The sequence below is a fragment of the Allobaculum fili genome, assembly GCF_020969955.1.
Taxonomy (GTDB): Bacteria; Bacillota_I; Bacilli_A; order Erysipelotrichales; family Erysipelotrichaceae; genus Allobaculum; species Allobaculum fili.
This window is the reverse complement of record NZ_JAHDSX010000040.1, coordinates 1-22,453: the sequence shown is the minus strand read 5'-3', so window position 1 is coordinate 22,453 and position 22,453 is coordinate 1. Positions and strand designations below refer to the sequence as shown.

Genomic DNA, 22,453 nt, shown 5'->3' with positions numbered 1-22,453 from the left:
GACACAATCATGGCACTGAACATCAGGCAGACCCCGCGTCTGAACAAGGACGAACTGACGGAATGGTTCGAAGAAGGCGAAGTCGATCTGGAGAAACTCGGATCGGAAGTGATCGATTTTTTATCGACAGCGAATGTCTGCAAAGGAAAGCTGAAGAAACTCGGCCTTCTGAACAGTCCGGTCCCAAAAGCCTGAAAGAGCTGACGGACTCGATTGCCGTAGACTGTTTTCGCTATTTCGGTTTTAAGTCTATTGAACAGGTGCTCCTGCTCGATCTGCGGGAGTACCGCCTTTTATGCCGTGCGCATCGTCTGCAGATGGCGGACCGCTACTACTGGAGTGCGCAGAACGCATTCGATACAAATCGTGCAGGCTTCCGCAAGAAGAATGGCCATCTGGTCTATCCAAGCGTTAAGAAGCTTTTCGACTATGAGAAGGCCCAGAAAGAGGCAATGCAGGAGAGATCGGAAGCGAGAGTGTAAGGTCTTTTGTGTAAATTCCATCAAGGCATCAGGCTGATACAATCAGCTTGAGCCTGACAAATTTATACAAGGAGACCACTTATGCCACGTAAAGCTAAAGCTGCACCAACCCTTCAGGAACAGATTGCTTCAACCATCGTTAAGGAATACAAGCCTAAGACGTTTAAAGAAGCCTCAGACCTCATCAAGGAAATCTTTGGCCCTGTCCTTGAACAGATGCTCCAGGGAGAACTTGACTCGCATCTCGGCTATACCAGCGGATCGCATGCTCCTAAATCGACGGACAACCGGCGCAACGGCTATTCTGAGAAGACGGTAAGGTCTTCTCAGTGCGAACTGGATCTGCGTATTCCTCGTGATCGCCTTGGTACATTCGAACCACAGGCAGTTCCTAAAGGCAGCCGGGATATTTCAGATATCGAGGACAAAATTTTTGACATACCCATCCCACACCGGAAACCGAAGAGTATGACATTCCGTTTGATGTAACTTTAACTTCCAAGAACAATAAGAAAGTTAAGAAAAACTGGGATACATACAAGTACATTTCTTCTTATCCAAAACACCCTGAGTTTTCAAACGGTGTAACGGAGCTGCCCCTCCATGGAAGAGCAGTCAGATTTAAGGTTAAATGCGGGGAAAAAGAGTCCTTTATTACACTCTTTACCAACCTCTCTGCTGATTCCTTCAGCACGGATGATCTGAAGGAAATCTACCGGCTGCGCTGGCAGATCGAAATCAGTTTCAGAGACCTCAAAAGAGAGCTGGGCCTGGAACATATTCATGGCAGGAAGAAAGAACTGGTCATTGGAGAGGTCTACGCCAAGAGGACCATTTACAACATGAATTCGAGAATTCGTAATCACGTTGAAAAAAGGAAGAAGATTCGCCTTCAGCTGGAACGGGCTGTGAAACGGAAGGCTGAACGAAAAATCGACTTTACCTTTCTTACGGCTGCAACTCGATCGTTCTTCTGGAATGAAGGAGCGTATACCGGAGCAGGGCTTGTTAAACTTCTGGAACGAAAGACAGAATCTGTTCGCCCTGGTCGACCGCGAAGGTAAAAGGAAAAGGCAAAGATATAGGTAGAACAGTTTGATAAAACACTAATTGACGATCAGGTGATTTTTTTGAACACGAAAAAATTATCCTTTTCGTCATGCTTCCTCTTCTTAGAACAATCCCTCTACTCCTCTGGTGCAGGAACTTCAGCGAGGTTTACGATTTTAACTTAATGACATTGGACAAGGACTAAAGGAAAACTGCACCCGTCCTGTTGCGGGCATAAAAGCATGCGGCTTGAAACCATCCTTTTCGTGTTTTAATGTCCATCCTTGCCTCGGTCTGTGAGCAGCTGTCGGTTTTTCGCTGCAGTGAAAGAAAAAGGCGCCAAAATTTTCAAAAGTCTGAAAAATTTCAGGCCTCATCTTAGAACTTGGATACAATAAACGCATGTCATCTTTAAGAACCCGCGTAAAAGACGCGAAACGAATTGTTGTGAAAGTCGGCTCTTCTTCTCTGACTTACCCAGAGACCGGCCGATTAAATTTTGATAAGCTTGACGTTCTCGTCCGGCAGGTCTGCTCTTTGCACAATGCCGGCTACGATGTCGTCTTAGTTTCTTCGGGAGCCATCATGGTCGGCTCCCAGTATCTCGGTCTGCCCAAGCGGCCGCATTCGGTTTCCCGCAAGCAAGCCTGTGCCGCTGTCGGTCAGGCACGGCTGATGATGCTGTATCAGAAAATATTTGCGGAATACGGTCTGAACTGCGGCCAGCTGCTTCTGACCAAGCACACAATGCGCTATGAAAAAGACCGCTTTAACGCAAAAAATACGTTTGAAGAACTGTTTGATCTCGGCGTCATTCCGATCGTGAACGAAAACGATACGATTGCGACCGATGAAATTGAAATCGGCGACAACGACTCGCTTTCCGCGCTTGTAGCGGCGCTGGTTAAAGCCGATCTGCTCGTCCTGCTTTCCGATATCGACGGGCTGTATACCGACGATCCGTCCAGAAATCCAGACGCCCGTTTCATTGACGAGGTAGCCGAACTGAATGAGGAAATCTGCCAGCTGGCCAAAGGCCCCTCAAGCGGAGTAGGTACTGGCGGAATGACGACCAAAATTCACGCGGCACGGATTGCAGGCGCCATCGGCTGCGACATGATTATTGCGAACGCGAAAGACTTTCGAATTATCGAACATCTTGTGGCCGGAGAACCGCTTGGCACGTTCTTCGCCGCTAACCCGGTTTCCGGACTGGGCTTTGATGATCTTCTGGAGGAACTCGAATGACAGACTGGATGAATGAACTCGGCGAAAAGGCGCACCGCGCCGCCGGAATTCTGAATACCCTCGATACCAATACAAAAAACCAGGTGCTGCTCGATGCGGCCAATCGTCTGATCGCCAGTACCGATCGGATTCTTGCTGCCAACGCGAAAGACCTGGAAGCCGCCCGGGAAAACAATATGCCCCTCCCGCTGCAGGATCGTCTGATGCTTTCGGCAGCACGCATTGAATCCATTGCGCAGGGCATGCGGGAAGTGGCCGATCTGCCCGATCCCGTCGGCAGCGTTCTGGAAATGAAAAAACGTCCGAACGGACTTCTGATCGGAAAACAGAGAGTTCCCTTAGGCGTCTGCGCGGTCATTTATGAAGCCCGACCAAACGTTACGGCGGACGTATTTGCGCTCTGTTTCAAGAGCGGAAACGCGGTCATTCTTAAAGGCGGAAAAGAAGCCGCAAATTCCAACGCGTCGATTGTGGAAGTCCTCCAGGAAAGTCTGGCGGCATTTGATCTTCCTATGGAAGCGGCGTCTTTGCTGAAGGACAATTCCCGTGAAGCATCCCGGGAACTCATGCGCTGCTCGCGCTGGGTGGATGTCCTCATTCCGCGCGGCGGAGCCGGTCTGATTGCTTCCGTTGTGGAAAATGCGACCGTACCGGTCATCGAAACTGGAACAGGCAACTGCCACGTGTATGTCGATGAAAGCGCCGATTTGGATATGGCCGTTCGCATCATCATTAACGGAAAGACGCAGCGCGTCGGCGTCTGCAACGCCGTGGAATCGTTGCTCGTGCACAGAAATGTCGTCGATGCACTCCTTCCCAGGCTTGAAGAAAAGCTGGCGGAACATCAGGTGCTCATTCACGCCCAGAAAGAACTTCTGCCGCTGATCGATCATGCCAAATCCGTAGAAGCGAGTGAAGAAGACTGGGGACGGGAATATCTCGATTATGAAATTTCCGTCAAGACGGTAAATTCGGTGGACGAAGCCATCGAACATATCAACGCCTACAACACCGGCCATTCCGAAGCCATCGTGACCAGAGACTATGCGAATGCCCGAAAATTCCTGAATCAGGTCGATGCCGCCGCGGTATATGTCAACGCTTCGACGCGCTTTACCGATGGACACGAATTCGGTCTTGGCGCGGAAATCGGCATTTCCACCCAGAAACTGCATGCCAGAGGTCCGATGGGTCTCGAAGAGCTGACCACAACCAAATACATCATTTTCGGCGACGGTCAGATTCGTCCCTGATTATTCCACGCCAAGGTAATGGCTTAGGCAGACTGGGTCTTTTCCAGAACGGAAAAGAAAATGTAATGTATAAAAAAATTCCTGAGACCTGAAAGCGGCAGAGCGTCTGCCGCTTTTTTATGGAACTGACGAACCGGCGCATATCTTTTTCGATCATTCCTGGAAAGCCGTACTATCCCTCAAAAACGGCACGGAACATTACCGCCAGTAAAATCACAAGAATGATCAGCGCAATCGTGATACTCAGTTTTCGGATTCGATCAAAATGCATAGTCCGTCCTCCTTGTCCATGCCTTCGTCTGCCCATTTGAAGACAGGCATGATGAATGGGTTTTCGTATTTGCCTTACTATAATGAATATAGAATATAAGGTTCAAAGGAGAAAGAGCATGAAAAAGATTATTGTGGTGAATTCCTCTCCCCGGGAAAACGGAAACTGCGATCTGCTTTGCACAGAATTCATTCGCGGCGCTTCCGAAAATCCGGAAAATCAGATTGTACGGATCAATCTGAAGGACCAGAATTTTGACTTTTACCGGGAAGACCAGCAGCCCGATGATGTCGATCAGTACGTATCGCTCATTCAGGATTCGGATGTCATCGTTCTGGCAACTCCGGTCTATTTCTATACGATGTCCGGCATGATGAAAACATTCATCGACCGCATGACCCCTTACTTCAGCGGCTTCGACGCCAAGGACTTCTACTTCTTCCTGACCGCACCGGTTAACCGCTCGGAAATGGAAGAAGCCGTGAACTCTCTGACCGGCTTTACGGATTCGCTGCCGACCAGCCGTGTCGTTTCGATCGTTTATGGATCCAATGTCATGCAAAAAGGCGACATCATCGCCCATCCGGCTTATCAGGAAGTGTATCGTCTGGGCATCTCCCTGTAACTCGCCATCCTTATCAATTCGTTTATCCTTTCGAGATCGAAGGATGAATTTCAAACCGAATGCAGAAATCAGGAGCCGTATGCACGGTCGACCAGCCGTGTCGAATCGTTCAATCGGCTCCTTTTTCATGGATTTTTCTCGGGTTACAGCGGCTCAACTTGCTGTTTGGAACGACAGGGCTTTTTGCGAAAGAAGGAGAAATACAGCGTCGAATGCGAAAATACAAAGCCGGCGCTTATACTGAAATCATGAGTGAATTGGAAAACAGAGCAGAAACACCCAGCCTGTCGCTGTCCAGGCTGATTTCGCTTTTGAAAAACGGAAAGATTCAGGCGGTCTGGATCGATATCGATCAGACGCTGCTGAGTTTTGATCTGTGCGCGCGGGACGCGATGGTTTATGCGTTTCAAAAGTTTGGCATCGAATGGACGGAAGCGTACTATCCGATCTTTTTAAGAGAAAACGCCTGCCTGTGGGATCACATCGAATCGGGAGAAATGACGCGCGATGAAATGCGCAAAACCCGGTTTGTCCATCTGTTCAAGGCGTTTGGTCTTGAGCGGACCGTACCCGAAGGCTTTGAGGAAACGTTCCACCATCAGCTTTATGAAGGAAACCATCCGATGCCCAAAGCGCTCGAAGGACTAGAAGCTTTGAAAACAGCCGGTCTGCCGTTATTTATCGTGACTAACGGCAAGCAGAGCGGTCAGTATAAACGGCTGAAAGCGGCGGGAATGGATACGCTGTTTACGGAAATTTATACTTCGGACGAATTTGGCGTTTCCAAACCGGACTTGTCGTATTTTCAAAAAGTGTACGCCCGCACCTGCAAGGCGCTTGGCAAGACGCTGTTGCCAGATGAAATTCTGGTCATCGGCGATTCGTGGAAAGCGGACATTCTCGGTGCGATCGCCTTTGGCGCGCCGTCCTTATGGATTCGCGTCAACCGCCAGCACGATCCGTTCGAAAAAGAGAGTCATCCGACGGTCTGCGAAATCCATGACTGGAATGAATTTCTTCAGGCCTGGCAGGACGCCGGACATTAAAGTGTTCCAGAAAAATTCTTAGAATTCGCTTAACCTGTCGGGTTTGTTTCGCGGGATATCGTTCATTTTGCGTGGAAAACGGATGAACCTGTACAGGCTGCGAAACGATAGATTGTTTGACTATACAAAGTATGAAATCCTGTTTCTGAAGCGGAAGGAAACAGGATTTTTCTGTATTCCCAATGCAAAGTTAAAAAAGGGAGATACGTATGAAATATGAAATTGTCGGCGGTGACTTTCCCTGTGTCATCTGCCACCTTGAAACGAACGAATCCATGATCACGGAAAAAGGATCCATGATCTGGATGACACCAAACATGAATATGGAAACGCGCGGAACCAGCCTCGGGAAAGCTTTTGGCCGCATGTTTACCGGCGAAAGCATTTTCCAGAACGTCTATACCGCAATGGACGTTCCGGGTATGGTGACCTTTGGCTCCTCCTTTCCAGGAAGCATCACACCGGTAATTCTGGCTCCAGGCGAATCCATCGTCGCGCAGAAGGGGGCGTTTCTGGCCAGCACGCCGGAAGTAACGCTTTCTACCTTCTTTCAGAAAAAGGGCATGAGCGGATTCTTCTCCGGGGAAGGGTTCATCATGCAGCAGATCACCGGTCCGGGTATTGTGTTTCTGGAAATCGACGGATCCGACTACACGTATACGCTGCGTCCAGGCGAAAAGCTGATCGTCGATACCGGAAACGTAGCAATGATCGATTCGACCTGTTCGATCGATGTGGAGACGGTTAAAGGCGTAAAAAACAAACTGTTCGGCGGCGAAGGCTTCTTCAACACCGTCATTACCGGTCCTGGCAAAGTCGTTTTGCAGACGATGCCGCTTTCCAACCTTGCAGCAGCCGTGGCTTCCTGCCTGCCTTCCAGCAAGTAATTCAAAAGCGATCGCTTTTTGCCAAACGGAAAGTTCGATCGCTGGCTGTGTCCAGTTCAAAAGAGCTCTGCTTCGCTTTCCCAAAGAGGAAAGGCGAACGCAGAGCTCTTTCTGTTTCATTTTGTTATTCGTTGAATCAGGACTGGAAAAAGTCGCCGTGATCCGAATTGTCTTTGGGTGTATCGGTTTCAGGTGAAATCACGCGGACTTCCTTTTTCGGTTCCGGCTCGATGAGCGTTCCGGGCAGATTAGAAATTTTCAGCTCGTCGGTAATTTCAATGACGAGGCAGCTTTTTCCATCGATTACCCGGGTCTGCACCTGATCGAGGGCATCGTCCTTAATCGAGACTGTAATGGCTGGGGATTTCAGGCTGACTTTGCCTTTTTCCACGAGGTTGACGGCAGCCAGTTCCTGATCTTCCAGAATGCGGGTATACGCGGAATCAAAATGTTCCATGTTTTCCGCCATTGCTCCGGACGCATCGAGCAGATCGTGCACTCTCGCTTTATCGACTTTGACGACCGCGTCTTCTTCCGTTCCCTCTTGAATAAAGTCGGAGACGTTGCGGTGGAACTGAATGGCCGTTTTGACATCAAGTCCCTGCGGGAATACATCCGCAATGACCTGCGCAAAGCCGTCGGCCTGTTCGGGTGCCGTCGACTGGAACGGAATGTGGAAAAACTGTTCAATCAGATCGATGTTCGGCTTTTTCGCGGTTTTGGAATGATAAAGGAAATGGTTGACGTCTGCGGCGCGTTCGCTGAAGGATGGATACAGGAACGCGTCGAGCGGGGAAGGAATGATCTGCATTTCTTCGTTAACCTTGCGGGAAACGCAGTTATCCTTTGTGGAATAGAACAGACCGATATCGGTCAGTCTGGCTTCGCTGATGGCGGTAATCATGAAACGATACGTCGTATTGCCTTCCAGTTCTTCCCGGTTCGCATTCAGATTGGGTGCAGCGTATTCGAAGATGCCGACCGTTACATATACGCTGTTTCGATAATTACCTTTTTCAATCAGTTCGGACGCATAGCGGTCGAACACTTCCGGCTCGAGCAGGGTTCCGTTGCGGTAGTCAAACAGTGTTTTCTGCAGTTCGACCGCCTGCGGATCCATGGGATCAAACGTATATTCCATCAGGTTTTTGCCCGGCGTTCCCGAAAGACTTTTACGGAAAATCTCAAAATACAAGTCTTCTTCTTCTGTGCTGAGCGTTTCCGGATCGATGAGGCGGGTAAAGAGAAGGTGGGCTTCTTCATCCCGGTATTTTCCATAGGCTTCCTGAATGCCCTTTAAAATCAGGCGCTCATTTTCGGGCTTGAGCTGCCGCTTGATTTCGGAGAGATCTTTTTTATTCATACTTCCGTCTTCCTTTCGTTAAGGCGTATTGCGCGTTTTTAAATGAATCCGGTCGGTTTGGACCGGTGCTTTTTTTTGTGACAAGAACCATATTAACCTTTTTCGCCTGCATCGTAATCCTTAAGATGATTCGCCTTGTCCGGGATTTTGCTGCACAAATCGTTTTGGAGAGGACAGCGTGTCTTCATCGAACCGAATCGAGCAGAACGCAGGATCGCAGCTCAAACAGAAAAGCCGGCCAGAGCCGGCTGATTTCAGGATTTGTGATGATGCGAGAAGAGGCGTGCAAACAGGGAACTCATTTTGGGAGCAGGAGCTGAAATGTACTTGTATTCCTTCGCCTTTTCGATAAAGGCCTGCTGGCTGTTGATCATCTCATCGCCTTCGGGCGAAATTTTCGTATAGGAGCCGGAAGGGAGCAGACGGCGTCCTTTCAGACTGTCGTTAAACTGCGTTTCAAAATACTCGAGCAGCTCCTTTTTCAGCTGCGGATCTTCGATGGGAACACCGACTTCTACGCGGCGCTCGGTGTTGCGGGTCATGAAATCGGCGGAAGCGATGTACACTTCGCACGATTCGCCGATGCCGAAGATGTAAATGCGTCCGTGTTCAAGAAAGCGGCCGACTACGGAGTGAATTTCAATGTGATCGGTATAGCCTTCGAGTCCGGGCAGAATGCAGCAGATGCCGCGAACGATCATTTTAATATCGACCCCAGCCTGAGAGGCTTCGGACAGTTTGGCGATCAGATCGAGGTCGGTCAGCGAGTTCATCTTGAACCAGGCTCTGGCCGGCTTTCCGGCTTTTGCGAGCGCAATCTGTTCGTCCAGCTTCTGTAAAATCGCGTTTTTCAGACCGAACGGGGAAACGATCAGCTTCTTGTACGAACCGGCCAGGTTGCCGACGTTCATGTTCTTGAAAAATTCAGTCGCGTCCTGACCAATCTGCTCATCCGCGGTAATGAGCGAGAAATCCGTGTACTGCCGGCTCGTTTTCTCGTTGTAGTTGCCGGTACCGATCTGGGTGATCGTACGGATTTTTCCGCGGGATTTGAGGGTAATCTGCATGAGCTTGGAGTGGACTTTGTAGTCTTCAAAGCCGTAGAAAACGCTGACGCCGCTTTCTTCGAGACGTTCAGCGGCCTGAATGTTGTTCTGTTCGTCAAAGCGGGCACGCAGTTCCATCAGGACGGTGACATTTTTGCTGTTTTCCGCGGCGCGGCAGAGGGCCCGGACAATTTTGGAGTTTTTCGCCAGTCGATAAATGGTGATCGAAATGGAGAGCACGTCCGGATTTGTCGCCGCTTCATCAAGCAGTCGGATGAACTGATCAATGTCCTGATACGGATAGGAAAGCAGAACGTCATGATCGAGAATCTGCGGAATGAGCGGTTCTTCCGGATTCAGACGGCGGTCCGTCTGGGCGACAAACGGCTTGTAGGAAAGGGCCTTGCGAATATCCGCGGGCAGCGCGTCGATCAGCGGGAAAACGTACGAAAGATCGAGCGGGGAACGCTTGGACAGGAAGACCTGCGCCTTGGACAGATGCAGCTGCCGGCAAAGATAGTCCACTGCAGCTGGATCAGTATCCCGGTAGATTTCCAGACGAATCGGAGAAAGACGCATGCGCTTTTTGAGAATCGTCTTCATGTAGGAGCGATAGTCTTCATCGTCTTCAATGTCGGCGCTGTTCAGGTTGATGTCCGCGTTGCGGGTTACGCGAATGATCGTCTTGAAGGGAATCCGGGATTTAGGAAACATCTTTTCGAGAAAGGCGAGGACGACATTTTCAACGAGCATGAATTCGGTTTTCTCTTCGTTGAGATAAATGATGCGCGGCAAATAGGACGGAATCGGAACGATGCCGTAGCGCGTCTTTCCGTTTTCGATAATCGAAAAGAAAATGTACAGTTCCTTGTTGATCAGAAACGGGAAGGGATGGTGAACGTCGATGATCTGCGGAGCGAGAAGCGGAGCCAGATCGCTTTCAAAATATTTCGCGATCAGCTTGGACTGCTTCTTGTTCAGATTTTTCATGGACATCGGCTGGATCTGGACTTCGCGAAGCGTCTTGCGCAGATTGTGAAGGACGTTGTCCCGCATTTTATACAGTCTGGCGGATTCTTCGTAAATCGCCTGCAGCTGTTCGGAAGGGGACATGCCGCTTTTTGAATCGATCTGATCGTTATCGACCAGAGACATATCCATTAAGGATCCTGCCCGGACCATGAAAAACTCATCCAGGTTGGACGTGAAAATCGCCGCAAATTTCATGCGTTCCAGAAGTTCGACCGACGGATCGGCAGCTTCTTCGAGAACGCGCTGGTTGAATTTCAGCCAGCTGATTTCGCGGTTCTGGGTAAAGGGGTATTTCTTAGTTTTCATAGGGAGATACACTCCTTGTACTGTGTATGGTTAAGGGCTGAATGCAGCCGTATGCAGCGCGAAGGCCAGACTCAGGTTTCGCATCAGACAGGATATTGAATCCTGCTTTTGAAAAAAATTTTCCTGTTTTCTTTTTATCAGGTATACAGACTCTGCAATTCTGTCGGCTTGATCAGACAGGTTTTTCGCAGGGCGCGCCGGCCTTTGACTGCGCTCATCGATATTGTAGTGGATTTTTTGACGGTCTGCCGGCTGATGCCGGCATTTGGGCGCTTTGTGATGCATGAGTGGATGTCTGGCGTCTTTTGAGGTTTGCGAACTCTTAGCAATCCCTTAAGAATTCCCTAGGGAAACTCCGTGGAAAGCTTGTTATACTAAGTCAATAGTGAATTGTTCACATGTTTGAAAAGAGGAGGCAGAGTGTGAAGTTTTTTAAGAAAATTCTAAAGTCCAAAGCCCTGTATCTGGCTGCGGCTTTAGCCTTTCAGCTGCTGATCCTGCTTCTTTTACTGACGTATTTTTCCCATGAGTTTCTTCCTGTTTACTATACGATGCTCGCGCTGAGCGTCGTTGTCTCCATTGCGGTCATCAACCGCGATTCGGACTCGTCGTCCAAACTGCTCTGGGTCTTTGTGATCATGGCCCTTCCGTTTTTTGGCGGCATGCTGTATCTGCTCTTTGGCGGTACCAAGATTCCGAAAGCGCTGATGATTCAGGACAGACAGGCCTATGCGGACTATCAGGAATACGCGGAGCAGAATCTGAAAACCCTCAACCAGTCCGAGATCCAGGATCCGGTGCTGCGGCGAATGACCGACATGGCCTGGAACAACGGCTATTTCCCGGTCTATACCAATTCCGCCGTCCGGTATTTTCCGACCGGCGAAGCGCAGTTTGAAGGCTTCATGGAAGCCATTCGCAAGGCGGAAGAGTACATCTTCATCGAGACGTACATCATCGACGAAGGCAGCGTGCTCGATGAGCTGCTCGCCGTTCTGGAGCAGAAAGTGGCCGAAGGCGTCGATGTCCGTCTGATCTACGATGACTTTGGCTGCCTGATCAACATTCCGGAAGACTTTCAGGCCAGACTGAAGGCGAAAGGAATAAAAGTACACGCCTTTAATCCGATCCATCCGCAGCTGGCGATGCAGATGAACAACCGCGACCATCGCAAGACGATCATCGTGGATGGAAAAATCGCCTTCACCGGCGGAAGCAACATCGCGGACGAATACGTAAACCGCATTGAACGCTTCGGCTACTGGAAGGACATGGGCGTCTGTGTCGAGGGCCCGGCGGTCGAACCGTTTGTCATCGCGTTTTTGCAGATGTGGAACTACGACTCGCCAGAAAACACGCCGTATGAATTTTATATCCGGCACGAAAGCGAGTTTCCGCGGCTTAAAAATCAGGGCTTTGTCATTCCGTTTTTCGATTCGCCGACCGACGACAAGACGCTTGGCCGCAAATTCCATTTCAACCTGATCAACTCCGCCAACCGTACATGCTGGATTACTACCCCGTATCTGATTCTGGATTCCGACATGGTCAGCATGCTGGAGCTGGCCGTACAGAACGGTGTCGACGTACGCATTGTCGTTCCTGGTATCCCCGACAAGAAAATTGTGTATGAAGTCACCAAGGCCAACTCCGAAATTCTTACGAAAAAGGGCGTGAAGGTGTATGAATATACCCCAGGATTCATACATGGAAAAGTCACGCTTGTCGATTCGAGACATGCGCTGGCCGGAACGGTCAACATGGACTTCCGCTCCTACTACACCAACTACGAATGTGGCATGTGGATGTACGATCCCGCCTGCATTGACGAAATCGAACGCGATTTTGAACAGATCTTCCGTGATTCCAAACTGATTACGCTCTCTTCCATTGAAGAGACCAACTGGTTTGTTCGTCAGTATCGTCTGTTCCTTAAAATTTTCTCTCCGCTGCTCTAAAAGCGGGATCAAATACGGGCGAGCTCTATTCTGTAGAAGACTTGCACCGTTTCCATTTTGAATGTGTACGAAGGCCAGATTCTTTGCGAGAGAATCTGGTTTTTCTTTTGGCAAAGGAAACGGCAGGGAAAGCAGCCGGGCCAGGGGATGAAAATCTCTGCGACCAGCGTTCTTTCTTCTCAGGCCGCCCTTTCGATCTATGGATCTATGACGATCGTCCTTGATTTCTGTGCGATGTCTTTCGTAAATGCGCAGTGAAAAGGAGACTTTCCTCTCTTGCATTCAGCGAAAGGGATGAGATGTTGCCGGACTGTTTTATACATATATAGTTAAAAAATAAATTATTTGATATACGATCGGCTTCTTAAGTACTGTGTAGTACGATGTATATACAGGAGATACCGTACATGAATATTGAGGATTGGAAATCCCAGATTAAGCGCGGGACACTGGAATTCTGCGTTCTGGCAATGATAAAGCAGCAGCCATCCTATGGATATGAAATGATCAGCACACTGGAAAAGTATCCGATTCTGGCCGCAAAAGAGAATACGATTTATCCGCTGCTCAGACGGTTAATGAAAGAGGAATATATCTCCTCGTTCTGGCAGGAGAGTTCTGAGGGGCTGCCGCCGCGAAAGTACTATTCCATTACCGAAAAGGGAATGGAATATCTTTTGGCCATGTCTGAGGAATGGGAAAATCTGCAAAACGCGATTAAGGAAACCAAAGGAGCCAAAGACCATGGAACTGGAAAAATCACTGAATGAATATCTCGAAAAAATCGACACCAGTCTGAACCCAATGACTGCTTGCGAACGTGCCGACATTGTAAAAGAAATCAAAAGTGAAATGCTGGAACTGCATACCCGCGGAATGTCCGCAGAACAGATTCTTAATCGCCTGGGAAATCCTAAGGAACTTGCTAAAGCGTATTCAGGAGAAGCTGTTGCCAAAAGCAGAGGCTTTAGCTGGCGTAGGCTGAGTGCTGTAATTGCTTTTTACAGCCTTGCAGGATTTGGCGGTATGTTTGTTTTGCCCATTACAGGCCTTAGCGGGATCGGCTTTATGGCAGCTGGAGCGCTTTTTCCGCTTGCGGGCGTGGTCAAACTCGCAGCCCATTTCATGGGATATGAAATGAAAGAAATCGGAATTCACATTGGCTCGTATTCTGCAAGTGCCATCGAATTTCTTCCCCTTTCGATTTTGATGGGGGCTATCGTTTTTGTCCTTGGATGGCTGTTCTGGAAACTTACCCTGGTGATTGTTCAGTCTATGCGCCAGACAAAGAAAAAGCTGGATTGTATATAACTGAATCGAATATAACGAGAAACGCCGGACGCGGCGGCCTGATGGCCTTGCGTCCGGCGTTTTTCTGAAGATTTGATTTTGCACGAAGCTTATCATCGAATTCGTGCATTTCCCGCCATTTGAATCGTTCAGCGCTTTCCGACAAACAGTCGATTCATACTGGATACCTGATCTTATTTCTGAAAGCCAGAGCTGAAGACGTTCTGGAGGATCGAATATCCTTTGGATTTTTGAGGGGCTGGAAGATGGGGCAGCCGCGTCGAAAATCGGATGGTTTAGCGCACCATTTTTTCCGGACGAACGAGTTCGTCAAAGGCGGCTTCATCGAGAAGGCCCAGTTTCAGCACCGCTTCCTTGAGCGTCAGATTGTTTTCGAAAGCATATCGGGCGGCCTTGCCTGCGTTTTCGTAGCCGATGACCGGATTCAGGCACGTCACGAGCATCAGCGAGTTTTCGAGGTTTTCCTCGGTTTTCTGCCGGTTGACTTTGAGTCCTTCCAGGCAGTTGCGAGTAAACGAGACGATCGCATCGGCCAGAAGGCGGATGGACTGGTTGAGGTTGTAGGCAATGACGGGCATGAAGACGTTCAGTTCGAAATTGCCCTGACTGGCCGCAAAGCCGATAGCGGCATCGTTGCCCATGACCTGTACGGCCACCATGGTGACGGCTTCGCACTGGGTCGGGTTGACTTTGCCCGGCATGATGGAAGAACCAGGTTCATTGGCTGGAATTTCCAGTTCGCCAATTCCGCAGCGCGGACCGCTGGCCAGGAAGCGGACGTCGTTGACGATTTTCATCATGTTGGCCGCCAGCCCTTTGACGGCGCCGGAAAGCAGGGAACAGGCGTCCTTGGACGTAAGGGCGTGGAAATAGTTGGGATCCGGTTTGAAGTGAATGCCGGTCATGGAATCGAGAATCGCACAGACATCTGCGCCAAAGGTTTGCGGCGCATTGAGTCCGGTGCCGACCGCGGTCGCCCCGATGGCGAGTTCGTTGACGAAGGGAAGAACCGCTTCGATATGACGGCGGGAATGTTCCAGCATGGACCGCCAGCCGCTGATTTCATTCGAAACGTACAGCGGGGTCGCATCCTGCAGGTGCGTCCGTCCAATTTTGATAATGCCTGCGTTTTCTTCTTCCAGGCGTTTCAGAACGTCCACGCATTCATCGATTGCAGGAAGAAGCAGCTTTCGCGTCATGGACGAAGCCATTATGTGCAGGGCACTCGGGAACGTATCGTTGGAAGACTGGGACGCGTTGACTGTATCGTTTGGATGAAGAGAGAGTCCGGGATGATTTTTCATGCCGACATGTGCGATGACTTCGTTCACGTTCATGTTGGTCTGCGTCCCCGACCCGGTCTGCCAGACGGCCAGCGGAAATTCGCCGGTCAGCTTTTTGTTCAGAATGGCCTGACACACTTCGACGATGGCTTCTTTTTGCGCCGGATCGATTTTGTGATTGCGTTCATTGACAATGGCGCAGGCCATTTTCAAATACGCAAAGGCGTCAATGAGTTCAGTCGGCATCTTTTCGGTGCCGATTTTAAAGTTTTCCAGCGAGCGCTGCGTCTGGGACATCCAGCACGCATCCGCCGGAACTTTGACTTCGCCTAAAACGTCGTGTTCGATTCTGTATTCCATGAGTTCTCCTTTTCTCTTTCTTCTTTTTTGCTTATGTATGAAATCTGTACCGGAGACCTGCCCTGGAAAGGGAATTTTTCCAGACTGCGCAGGGGCATCGGGCGAGCCCCTCGTTTTCGACAGGCTCTTATCCCTGTCATTTTATCCATACGAAATCGTTTCGTCCTGCTTTTCCAGACGTTCCTGAATTTCGCCGGCGCTTTCTTGCGTACTTTGGCGCGCAAAATGAAGAAAAGAGTGTTTGCGTACGCTCTCGTGAATGCCGGCAGCGAGAAGGAGAGACTGGATAGAAAAATCAGGATTTCTTTGAAAACAGCGCGCTGCTGGACAGCAGGAGGATGTCTTAATAGCGCAAAAACGGGTGTCTGGAGTACATCTTTTCTTCAAATCGGTAGGATCAGAAGAGGAAAGCCTCGCCATCGACAGTCTGGAACACTCCAGCTCGAAAATACTGGATCCCATTCTGATGGGAAAGCGCGTACGAAACGTCGGTTGAGGACCATTTTTAACAAAGCATATGAAGACCTGGTTTGAAATGTACAAACTGATCTGTGATTTCTGTAAAGTAATTCCGGGTCAATCGCATTATTTTTAACTTGGAATATCGTGTTTACGTCCGATGTTTCTTTGGTAATACTACGTATTGATATAAGTTCTCGTTCAAAGCGGGAAGAAGCGGAAAAGAAAATCGATCTTCTTGTCTTCCGGAATCAATGCTTGTATGATCAGTCATTGAATTTCATTTTGTTGAAAACGACAAAATTCAGCCCGTTTAGCCTCTGCCGCTCTGCGGTTCTGAGGGTTGTGACACAGGCAAGGAGATGCCTATGAGAATGAAGGATAACCTGGAATGCTATATCGATGGATATAACTGCGTCCATGTTTATATAGACAAGAATTTTTATCAGGGAAACAGTCAGACCTTTCATCTGAAAGATGAACACGGTGAAATTGTTCCTCTGACCATACAGGAAAAGACAGATAATATTACCCACATTCGGTATACGTGTACGGTGGATGCCCCGCTGGAAATCGGACGGGACTACGTTCTGTATTCCGGACACTGCCGGACCGCACCGGCCAAATACAGCCATATTGTTAAGACGCCGGAATTTGCGAACGCCTGGCCGGCCGTCGATCTGAATACGCTTGGCTGTCACTACACGCCTGAGCAGACGATTTTCCGTTTCTGGTCTCCCGTCGTCAGCTGGGCGGAACTTGTTTTACTCGATGAAGAAGGAAACCGGCAGGCTGTCCCGATGGAACGGGATGAAGAAGGCTGCTGGACCGTTTGCGTCGAAGGCGATCTGCTGCATAAGCTTTACCGCTATCGCATGAACGTCAACGGCAGCATTCGTGAATGCCACGATCCGTACAATCTTTTTACCGGCGTCAATACGAGCTGCTCGCAGGTCAACGATCTCTCCTTGCTGAAAATGCCTGAACGCTTCAAACCAAAGCCGATGGCGCACCAGACCGATGCGATCATTTACGAATGTTCCATTCGGGATATGACCGCCCAGAAGGAAATCGGCGTTGAAAATCCGAAAACCTTCCCGGCGTTTGTACAGGAAAACGCCACAACCAGACAGAAACGTACAGGCCTTTCGTATATTCGGGAACTGGGCATTACCCACGTACAGCTGATGCCGGTTCTGGATTTTGGCAGCGTCGACGAAGAGTATCCGTCGCTCTATTACAACTGGGGCTACGATCCTGCGAACTACCGCGCGCTGGAAGGCTCGTATTCGACCGATCCGTTCGATCCGGAACGCCGCATTCTTGAATTCGCCCAGATGGTACAGAAGCTTCATGAAGCGGGCATTAAAGTCACGCTCGATCTCGTATTCAACCACGTATGGAACCGTGACGGCTACGCGCTGGAAAACATGGTTCCGGATTACTTCTTCCTGATGGACTCCTTAGGCAATTATTCCAACGGATCGTACTGCGGAAACGATATCGATTCCCGTCCGGAAATGAGCCGGCGCTACCTGATCGATGCGGCCATGCAGCTGATTGACGTCTTCGATGTCGACGGCTTCCGCTTCGATCTGATGGGCGTACTGGACTGCTCGCTGCTCAACACGATTGCCGAAGAAGCGAAAAAGCGCAAACCGGATTTCATGATTTACGGGGAAGGCTGGGACATGCCAAGCTTTGTACCGCACGATATCCGGGCTTCCCAGAACAATCAGGCCAAAATGCCGCTGGTCGGTCATTTTTCGGACCGCTTCCGCGAAGTCATTCGCGGCTCGTCGGGTCAGATCAGCGACGCCGGCTATCCGGCAGGCAACCTCGGCCTTCTGCATGATGCCAAGCAGGTCATGTGCGCATCGGTTCTCGAAGGCCGATACGATGCGCCGTTTAAAGCGGTCAACTACATCGAATGCCACGACAACCATACCCTCTGGGATAAAAACCGCAAGGCATGCGAAGGCATGCCGCGCAGCGAACGCATACGCCGTCAGGTTCTGGCGAACGCGATGGTTCTGTTTGCGCAGGGCATTCCGTTCATTCATTCCGGCCAGGAATTCGGCCGGACCAAAAACAATCTCGACAACACGTACAATCGTTCCGATCATTACAACATGATCGACTACCATCGCCGCGATACGATGGAGCCGATGGTCGATCAATTCAAGGAACTCGTTAAAATCCGGCGCGAACATTCTTCGCTGCGTCTGACGAGTAGCGAAGCGATTATGCATAACGTTCATGTATCCGATCTCGATTCGAAAGTGCTCGTGTATCAGACGCAGGATGAAAACGAGAAAATGATTCTGTTCTTTAACCCGACGCATGAGACGTTCCATTACGATCTGACGAAGGAAGGGGAAGTTCTCTACGATGTGAACCATCTGAACGAGAAACAGGCCCGTCATATTCAGATTGGACCGATCGGCACTGTCGTCGTTCTCGAAGAGACGTTTGAAAAGCCGCAGACGGCTGAAGAAGCTGAAGCTTCCGTGTCCAAAGCTGCATAAGACGGCCGGATCCAATCGAGTGGAAACGGGCGAAAGTCGGGCCAAAAACCGGAATAATGCCCGAAAGCTTTCCATTTTCAGTCCTTTTCAGGAGCGAAAGGGCATTTCATTTTGTTTCTTAAATTGAAAAATTTGTCAAAAAGCAGAGGTTTGGCCTCTGCTTTTTGACAGGACGGCGCATCCGCATAAAATAGAGAAAATGAGATTTGGCCGAAGTCGGCCAGCAGACAGAAATCCCATTCGAATTGCATGCATACAGGAGGAACAATATGGCAAAATTTTTCAGCGAACCTTCCCGCACTTTTGCGGAATACCTTCTCGTTCCAGGCTATACCGGACCAGAAGATACCCCGGATAAAGTCAGCCTGAAAACGCCGCTGGTGAAATTTAAAAAAGGGGAAAAGCCGGCGCTTTCCCTGAACATCCCGCTGACCAGTGCGGTCATGCAGGCGGTGTCCGGACCGGATCTTGCGGTCGCTCTGGCTCGCGAGGGCGGTGTCGCCTTTATTTTCGGTTCTCAGCCGATTGAAAGTCAGGCTGCGATGATTCGTCAGGTCAAGGCCACCAAAGCTGGATTTACCGGCAGCGATGCGAACGTTTCTCCTGATGATACGCTGCGCAAAGTAATCCAGATCCGTCAGCAGACCGGACATTCCACAATGGCCGTTACGGAAAACGGCAAAAAAGACGGCGTTCTCGTCGGCATTCTGACTTCCCGTGATTTCCGCGAAACCCGCGTAGATCTCGACAACACGAAAGTCAAGGATGTCATGACGCCCTATGACAAGCTGATCGTCGGCGATGAAGGTCTCACGCTTGGCGAAGCGAACGACATCATCTGGGACAAGAAACTGAACCAGCTGCCGATCGTAGACAAGGATCGTCGCCTGAAAGCGTTCGTTTTCCGTAAGGACTACGAACAGCACAAGGAAAACCCAAACGAAGTTCTGGATGAGCACAAACGCTACCTCGTTGGTGCAGGCATCAACTCCCGCGACTACAAGGACCGCGTTCCTGCTCTTGTAGAAGCCGGTGCGGACATCCTCGTTATTGACTCTTCCGAAGGCTATTCCTGCTGGCAGGCCGATACGATCAAATGGATTCGCGAAAAATACGGCGACACCGTTAAAGTCGGTGCCGGCAACGTTGTTGACGGCGACGGATTCCGCTTTCTGGCTGAAGCCGGTGCGGACTTCGTTAAAATCGGTATCGGCGGCGGTTCCATCTGCATCACCCGCGAGCAGAAAGGCATCGGCCGCGGGCAGGCGACCGCGACAATCGAAGTCGCCAAAGCGCGGGATGAATATTTCGAAAACACTGGAATCTACGTTCCAATCTGTTCCGATGGCGGTATCGTTCAGGACTACCACATGACGCTCGCCCTTGCCTTTGGTGCAGACTTCGTTATGCTGGGCCGCTACTTTGCCCGTTTCAAGGAAGCGCCGAACAAAGTAGTAAGCGTAAACGGAAACTACATGAAGGAGTACTGGGGCGAAGGAAGTGCCCGTGCCCGCAACTGGCAGCGCTATGATGTCGGCGGCGAAGGCAAGATGTCCTTTGTCGAAGGCGTTGACTCCTACGTACCATATGCCGGCGCACTGGCGGACAACGTCGGTCTGACGATTTCCAAGATCAAGCACACCATGTGCAACTGCGGCTTTACCAACATCCCGGATTTCCAGAAAAACGCGAAAGTTACCCTGGTTTCGGCTGTATCGATTTCTGAGGGCGGTGCCCATGACGTACTCGTCCGCGATGATAAAGTCGACGCCGGGCAGATGTAATTCCAATCATTTTGTTAACTGGACAGGCAGACCCCGGCGGTCTGCCTTTTAAATGGGAAAAATTAAAATGCAGATTTCACAGGCGGAAATCTGCAAAAAACTGAGTGATAAGCCGGCTGACTGATCAGAAGAAAAGAGACGTCGGAATCAGCAGCACATAAGGTGCGGTCGCTATGGAGATGATCAAAGCTGCTTTCCGTCTGCCTTTGACGGAAAGCCCGCTCTTTCGAAGAGCCAGGCGGGAATCGAGAAAATAGAGCGCAAATCCTGCCAGGATAATCGTCAGGCAGACCAGAAGCAGTCCAACCGGATGGGACCAGGGGTTGTAGTATACCGCCATTTCGATGGGATAGAGGGTTTCGGAATAGGGAATAAAACCAATCGCAAACAGAATCACGCAGCCCAGAACGTCCCCCAGATACCCAAGCAGCCAGACCTTCCACCAGGTCTTTTTAAAGCCCTGCTTCCAGTTTCGAGGATTGAAGCGCTTAAGACAGAAGCGGAGAACGGCGCAGTCGATTGCCAGATTGCCGAAAATGAACAGCGGCCAGATCCAGGTGATTGGAACTACAAAGAAGAAAAACAGAGGGAAAATGAGATTGTAAAGCCGCAGGGAAGAAGAGCGGGGCAGTGGAGCAGGATGGATTGTTTTCACAGGGATTCTCCTTGCTGGAATTTATTTTAAATTCCATTTCTCATGAATTGAGCTTATCATCCATCATGGCGTCTTTCGATAATGTCCGTCTAAACATATTCTGAAGTTTTTCTCATCAATAGTCTGCCATTCGACAGGCAAATGTATTATACGAGCCGTTCATATCCGTCGGTAAAATGTCCTTTCGCTGATAGACTGAAAGCAGTTTTTCTGCCGGAGCCGCTTTTCTTTTTTAGCCGGTTTTGTGGAGAACCGGCTTCAGTAATAAATGGAGGATCTGCAATGAACAGTATTCTGCTGGCAGCCTTTATTCCGCTGCTTGGAACTGCTGCTGGATCAGCATTTGTTTTCTTTGTGCGCAAACCGCTCTCACAGCTGGTAAATCGCTGCTTTTCCGGCATTGCGGCCGGAGTAATGACTGCCGCTTCAGTATGGTCATTGCTGATTCCGGCCATGGAACAGAGTGAACCGATGGGCAGAATGGCCTTTTTGCCGGCTGCCGGCGGTTTTCTGCTGGGCATTCTTTTTCTGCTTGTGCTCGATGCCATTACGCCGCACATTCATCCGGGATCGCTGGAAGAAGAAGGCCCGCATTCGAGTCTGAAAAAGCGTACGAAACTGTTTCTGGCGGTCACTCTGCATAACATTCCGGAAGGCATGGCGGTCGGAGCGACGCTGGCTGGCATGCTGAACACGAATCTGATCTCGTTTTCCGCAGTTCTGGCACTGTCCCTTGGCATTGCCCTCCAAAACGTTCCGGAAGGCGCGATCATTTCGATGCCGCTTCACGGCAGCGGCTATTCGCGCTGGAAGGCGTTCTGGTTTGGCACGCTCTCCGGCGCTGTCGAACCGCTGGCCACTGGGCTTACTCTGGCCATGCAAAGCTGGATCGTTCCGCTGCTTCCGTGGTTTTTAAGCTTTGCGGCTGGGGCGATGCTGTATGTGGTAGTGGAAGAACTCATCCCGGAAATGGTGCAGGGCGAACATTCCAATCTGCCAACGCTCTACTTTTCGGGCGGCTTTGTACTGATGATGATTCTTGATACGCTCCTTGGCTGATTCGGCGTAAGCGTCAAATAGAACCCGTCTAGCGCCACCCCCTCCGATCTCGGAAAATTATTCTGAATCGGAGGTTTTTTATGCAACTCGAAACCCTTATGAAGTGGGAAACACTTCTCGAAGATTTCTATCTTCATCCCGAACTGACTATGAAACAGTTCTGTCGGACTCGAGATCTGGACTATACCCGTTTTCGACGCATGGTTCATTGCGTCGAATCGGTAGAAAAGCTTGAACAGAAAAAGGCGCCAGAGCTTTCAGATCTGGCGTTCTTCAAAGTCGTCATTCAGGAGGAAAAATAAGATGGAATCAAAATTCAGCTTCACCAATCGCTCAAAGGGCCGCATCAAGTGCCTGTACTATGACGGAACGGGAACCTGGCTGTTCTACAAGGTTCTCAACTCCGGACATTTCGACTGGAGAATTACAGGAGATGGGATCGTGTCG

General features: G+C 50.0%; 20 protein-coding genes and 1 pseudogene. 17 read left to right on the top strand and 4 right to left on the bottom strand.

Annotated features, from left to right (window positions below):
- The 9 genes and pseudogenes from Afil_RS08490 to Afil_RS08450 form a co-directional block, all read left to right on the top strand.
- Positions 1 to 195 (top strand): hypothetical protein (locus tag Afil_RS08490; protein WP_230268136.1); only part of this gene is annotated, 195 nt, incomplete at its 5' end.
- 65 nt (positions 196 to 260) lie between these two features.
- Entirely contained in the window at positions 261 to 482 is a 222-nt protein-coding gene (locus Afil_RS08485; protein WP_230268135.1) for a hypothetical protein, read from the top strand.
- 81 nt (positions 483 to 563) lie between these two features.
- Positions 564 to 914, top strand: a pseudogene (locus tag Afil_RS08480) (transposase); the annotation flags it as partial.
- 41 nt (positions 915 to 955) lie between these two features.
- Positions 956 to 1,546: a transposase gene (locus tag Afil_RS11390; RefSeq protein WP_369413426.1), complete on the top strand. Its 591-nt coding sequence runs from the start codon at positions 956 to 958 to the stop codon at positions 1,544 to 1,546.
- A gap of 388 nt (positions 1,547 to 1,934) precedes the next feature.
- Entirely contained in the window at positions 1,935 to 2,780 is an 846-nt protein-coding gene (proB, locus tag Afil_RS08470) for a glutamate 5-kinase (protein ID WP_230268132.1), read from the top strand.
- Positions 2,777 to 4,033: a glutamate-5-semialdehyde dehydrogenase gene (locus Afil_RS08465; RefSeq protein WP_230268131.1), complete on the top strand. Its 1,257-nt coding sequence runs from the start codon at positions 2,777 to 2,779 to the stop codon at positions 4,031 to 4,033. The genes proB and Afil_RS08465 overlap by 4 nt, the downstream gene beginning before the upstream one ends.
- A gap of 389 nt (positions 4,034 to 4,422) precedes the next feature.
- Positions 4,423 to 4,929, top strand: coding sequence for a flavodoxin family protein (locus Afil_RS08460; RefSeq protein WP_230268130.1), 507 nt, complete (start codon positions 4,423 to 4,425; stop codon positions 4,927 to 4,929).
- A gap of 248 nt (positions 4,930 to 5,177) precedes the next feature.
- A complete protein-coding gene (locus tag Afil_RS08455; RefSeq protein ID WP_230268129.1) occupies positions 5,178 to 5,975 on the top strand; it encodes an HAD family hydrolase in 798 nt (265 codons plus the stop codon).
- Between the two features lie 209 nt (positions 5,976 to 6,184).
- Positions 6,185 to 6,862 (top strand): TIGR00266 family protein, encoded by a 678-nt coding sequence (locus Afil_RS08450; RefSeq protein WP_230268128.1) that lies wholly within the window; start codon positions 6,185 to 6,187, stop codon positions 6,860 to 6,862.
- A gap of 136 nt (positions 6,863 to 6,998) precedes the next feature.
- Here Afil_RS08450 and Afil_RS08445 read toward each other — a convergent pair whose 3' ends face one another.
- On the bottom strand, positions 6,999 to 8,225 hold the full coding sequence (locus tag Afil_RS08445; protein WP_230268127.1) for a DUF4317 family protein: 1,227 nt from the start codon (positions 8,223 to 8,225) through the stop codon (positions 6,999 to 7,001).
- A gap of 254 nt (positions 8,226 to 8,479) precedes the next feature.
- Positions 8,480 to 10,609: a polyphosphate kinase 1 gene (gene ppk1 / locus Afil_RS08440; protein WP_230268126.1), complete on the bottom strand. Its 2,130-nt coding sequence runs from the start codon at positions 10,607 to 10,609 to the stop codon at positions 8,480 to 8,482.
- A 422-nt stretch (positions 10,610 to 11,031) separates the two neighbouring features.
- On the opposite strand from ppk1, the gene cls reads away from it, so the two are divergent.
- From cls to Afil_RS08425, 3 genes are all read left to right on the top strand, one after another.
- Positions 11,032 to 12,567 carry a cardiolipin synthase gene (cls, locus tag Afil_RS08435; RefSeq protein ID WP_230268125.1) on the top strand — a complete coding sequence of 512 codons (1,536 nt, stop codon included), beginning with the start codon at positions 11,032 to 11,034 and terminating at the stop codon, positions 12,565 to 12,567.
- A 407-nt stretch (positions 12,568 to 12,974) separates the two neighbouring features.
- Positions 12,975 to 13,337 carry a PadR family transcriptional regulator gene (locus tag Afil_RS08430; protein WP_230268124.1) on the top strand — a complete coding sequence of 121 codons (363 nt, stop codon included), beginning with the start codon at positions 12,975 to 12,977 and terminating at the stop codon, positions 13,335 to 13,337.
- Positions 13,312 to 13,878 (top strand): HAAS signaling domain-containing protein, encoded by a 567-nt coding sequence (locus Afil_RS08425; RefSeq protein WP_230268123.1) that lies wholly within the window; start codon positions 13,312 to 13,314, stop codon positions 13,876 to 13,878. The genes Afil_RS08430 and Afil_RS08425 overlap by 26 nt, the downstream gene beginning before the upstream one ends.
- 275 nt (positions 13,879 to 14,153) lie before the next feature.
- Here Afil_RS08425 and Afil_RS08420 read toward each other — a convergent pair whose 3' ends face one another.
- Positions 14,154 to 15,521: a class II fumarate hydratase gene (locus Afil_RS08420; protein ID WP_230268122.1), complete on the bottom strand. Its 1,368-nt coding sequence runs from the start codon at positions 15,519 to 15,521 to the stop codon at positions 14,154 to 14,156.
- Positions 15,522 to 16,348: 827 nt separating this feature from the next.
- Between Afil_RS08420 and pulA the strand changes: the two genes are divergently transcribed.
- Together pulA and Afil_RS08410 are read left to right on the top strand one after the other, a co-directional pair.
- Entirely contained in the window at positions 16,349 to 18,508 is a 2,160-nt protein-coding gene (pulA, locus tag Afil_RS08415) for a type I pullulanase (protein WP_230268121.1), read from the top strand.
- Between the two features lie 269 nt (positions 18,509 to 18,777).
- A complete protein-coding gene (locus Afil_RS08410) occupies positions 18,778 to 20,292 on the top strand; it encodes an IMP dehydrogenase (RefSeq protein WP_230268120.1) in 1,515 nt (504 codons plus the stop codon).
- A gap of 124 nt (positions 20,293 to 20,416) precedes the next feature.
- On the opposite strand, the gene Afil_RS08405 is transcribed toward Afil_RS08410, so the two are convergent.
- Complete coding sequence (locus tag Afil_RS08405) at positions 20,417 to 20,947, bottom strand: hypothetical protein (protein WP_230268119.1); 531 nt, start codon at positions 20,945 to 20,947, stop codon at positions 20,417 to 20,419.
- Positions 20,948 to 21,229: 282 nt separating this feature from the next.
- On the opposite strand from Afil_RS08405, the gene Afil_RS08400 reads away from it, so the two are divergent.
- From Afil_RS08400 to tnpB, 3 genes are all read left to right on the top strand, one after another.
- On the top strand, positions 21,230 to 22,006 hold the full coding sequence (locus tag Afil_RS08400; RefSeq protein WP_230268118.1) for a ZIP family metal transporter: 777 nt from the start codon (positions 21,230 to 21,232) through the stop codon (positions 22,004 to 22,006).
- Positions 22,007 to 22,086: 80 nt separating this feature from the next.
- On the top strand, positions 22,087 to 22,308 hold the full coding sequence (locus Afil_RS08395; protein WP_230268117.1) for a hypothetical protein: 222 nt from the start codon (positions 22,087 to 22,089) through the stop codon (positions 22,306 to 22,308).
- Position 22,309: 1 nt separating this feature from the next.
- The coding region (tnpB, locus tag Afil_RS11385; RefSeq protein ID WP_369413425.1) for an IS66 family insertion sequence element accessory protein TnpB at positions 22,310 to 22,453 on the top strand (144 nt) is incomplete at its 3' end.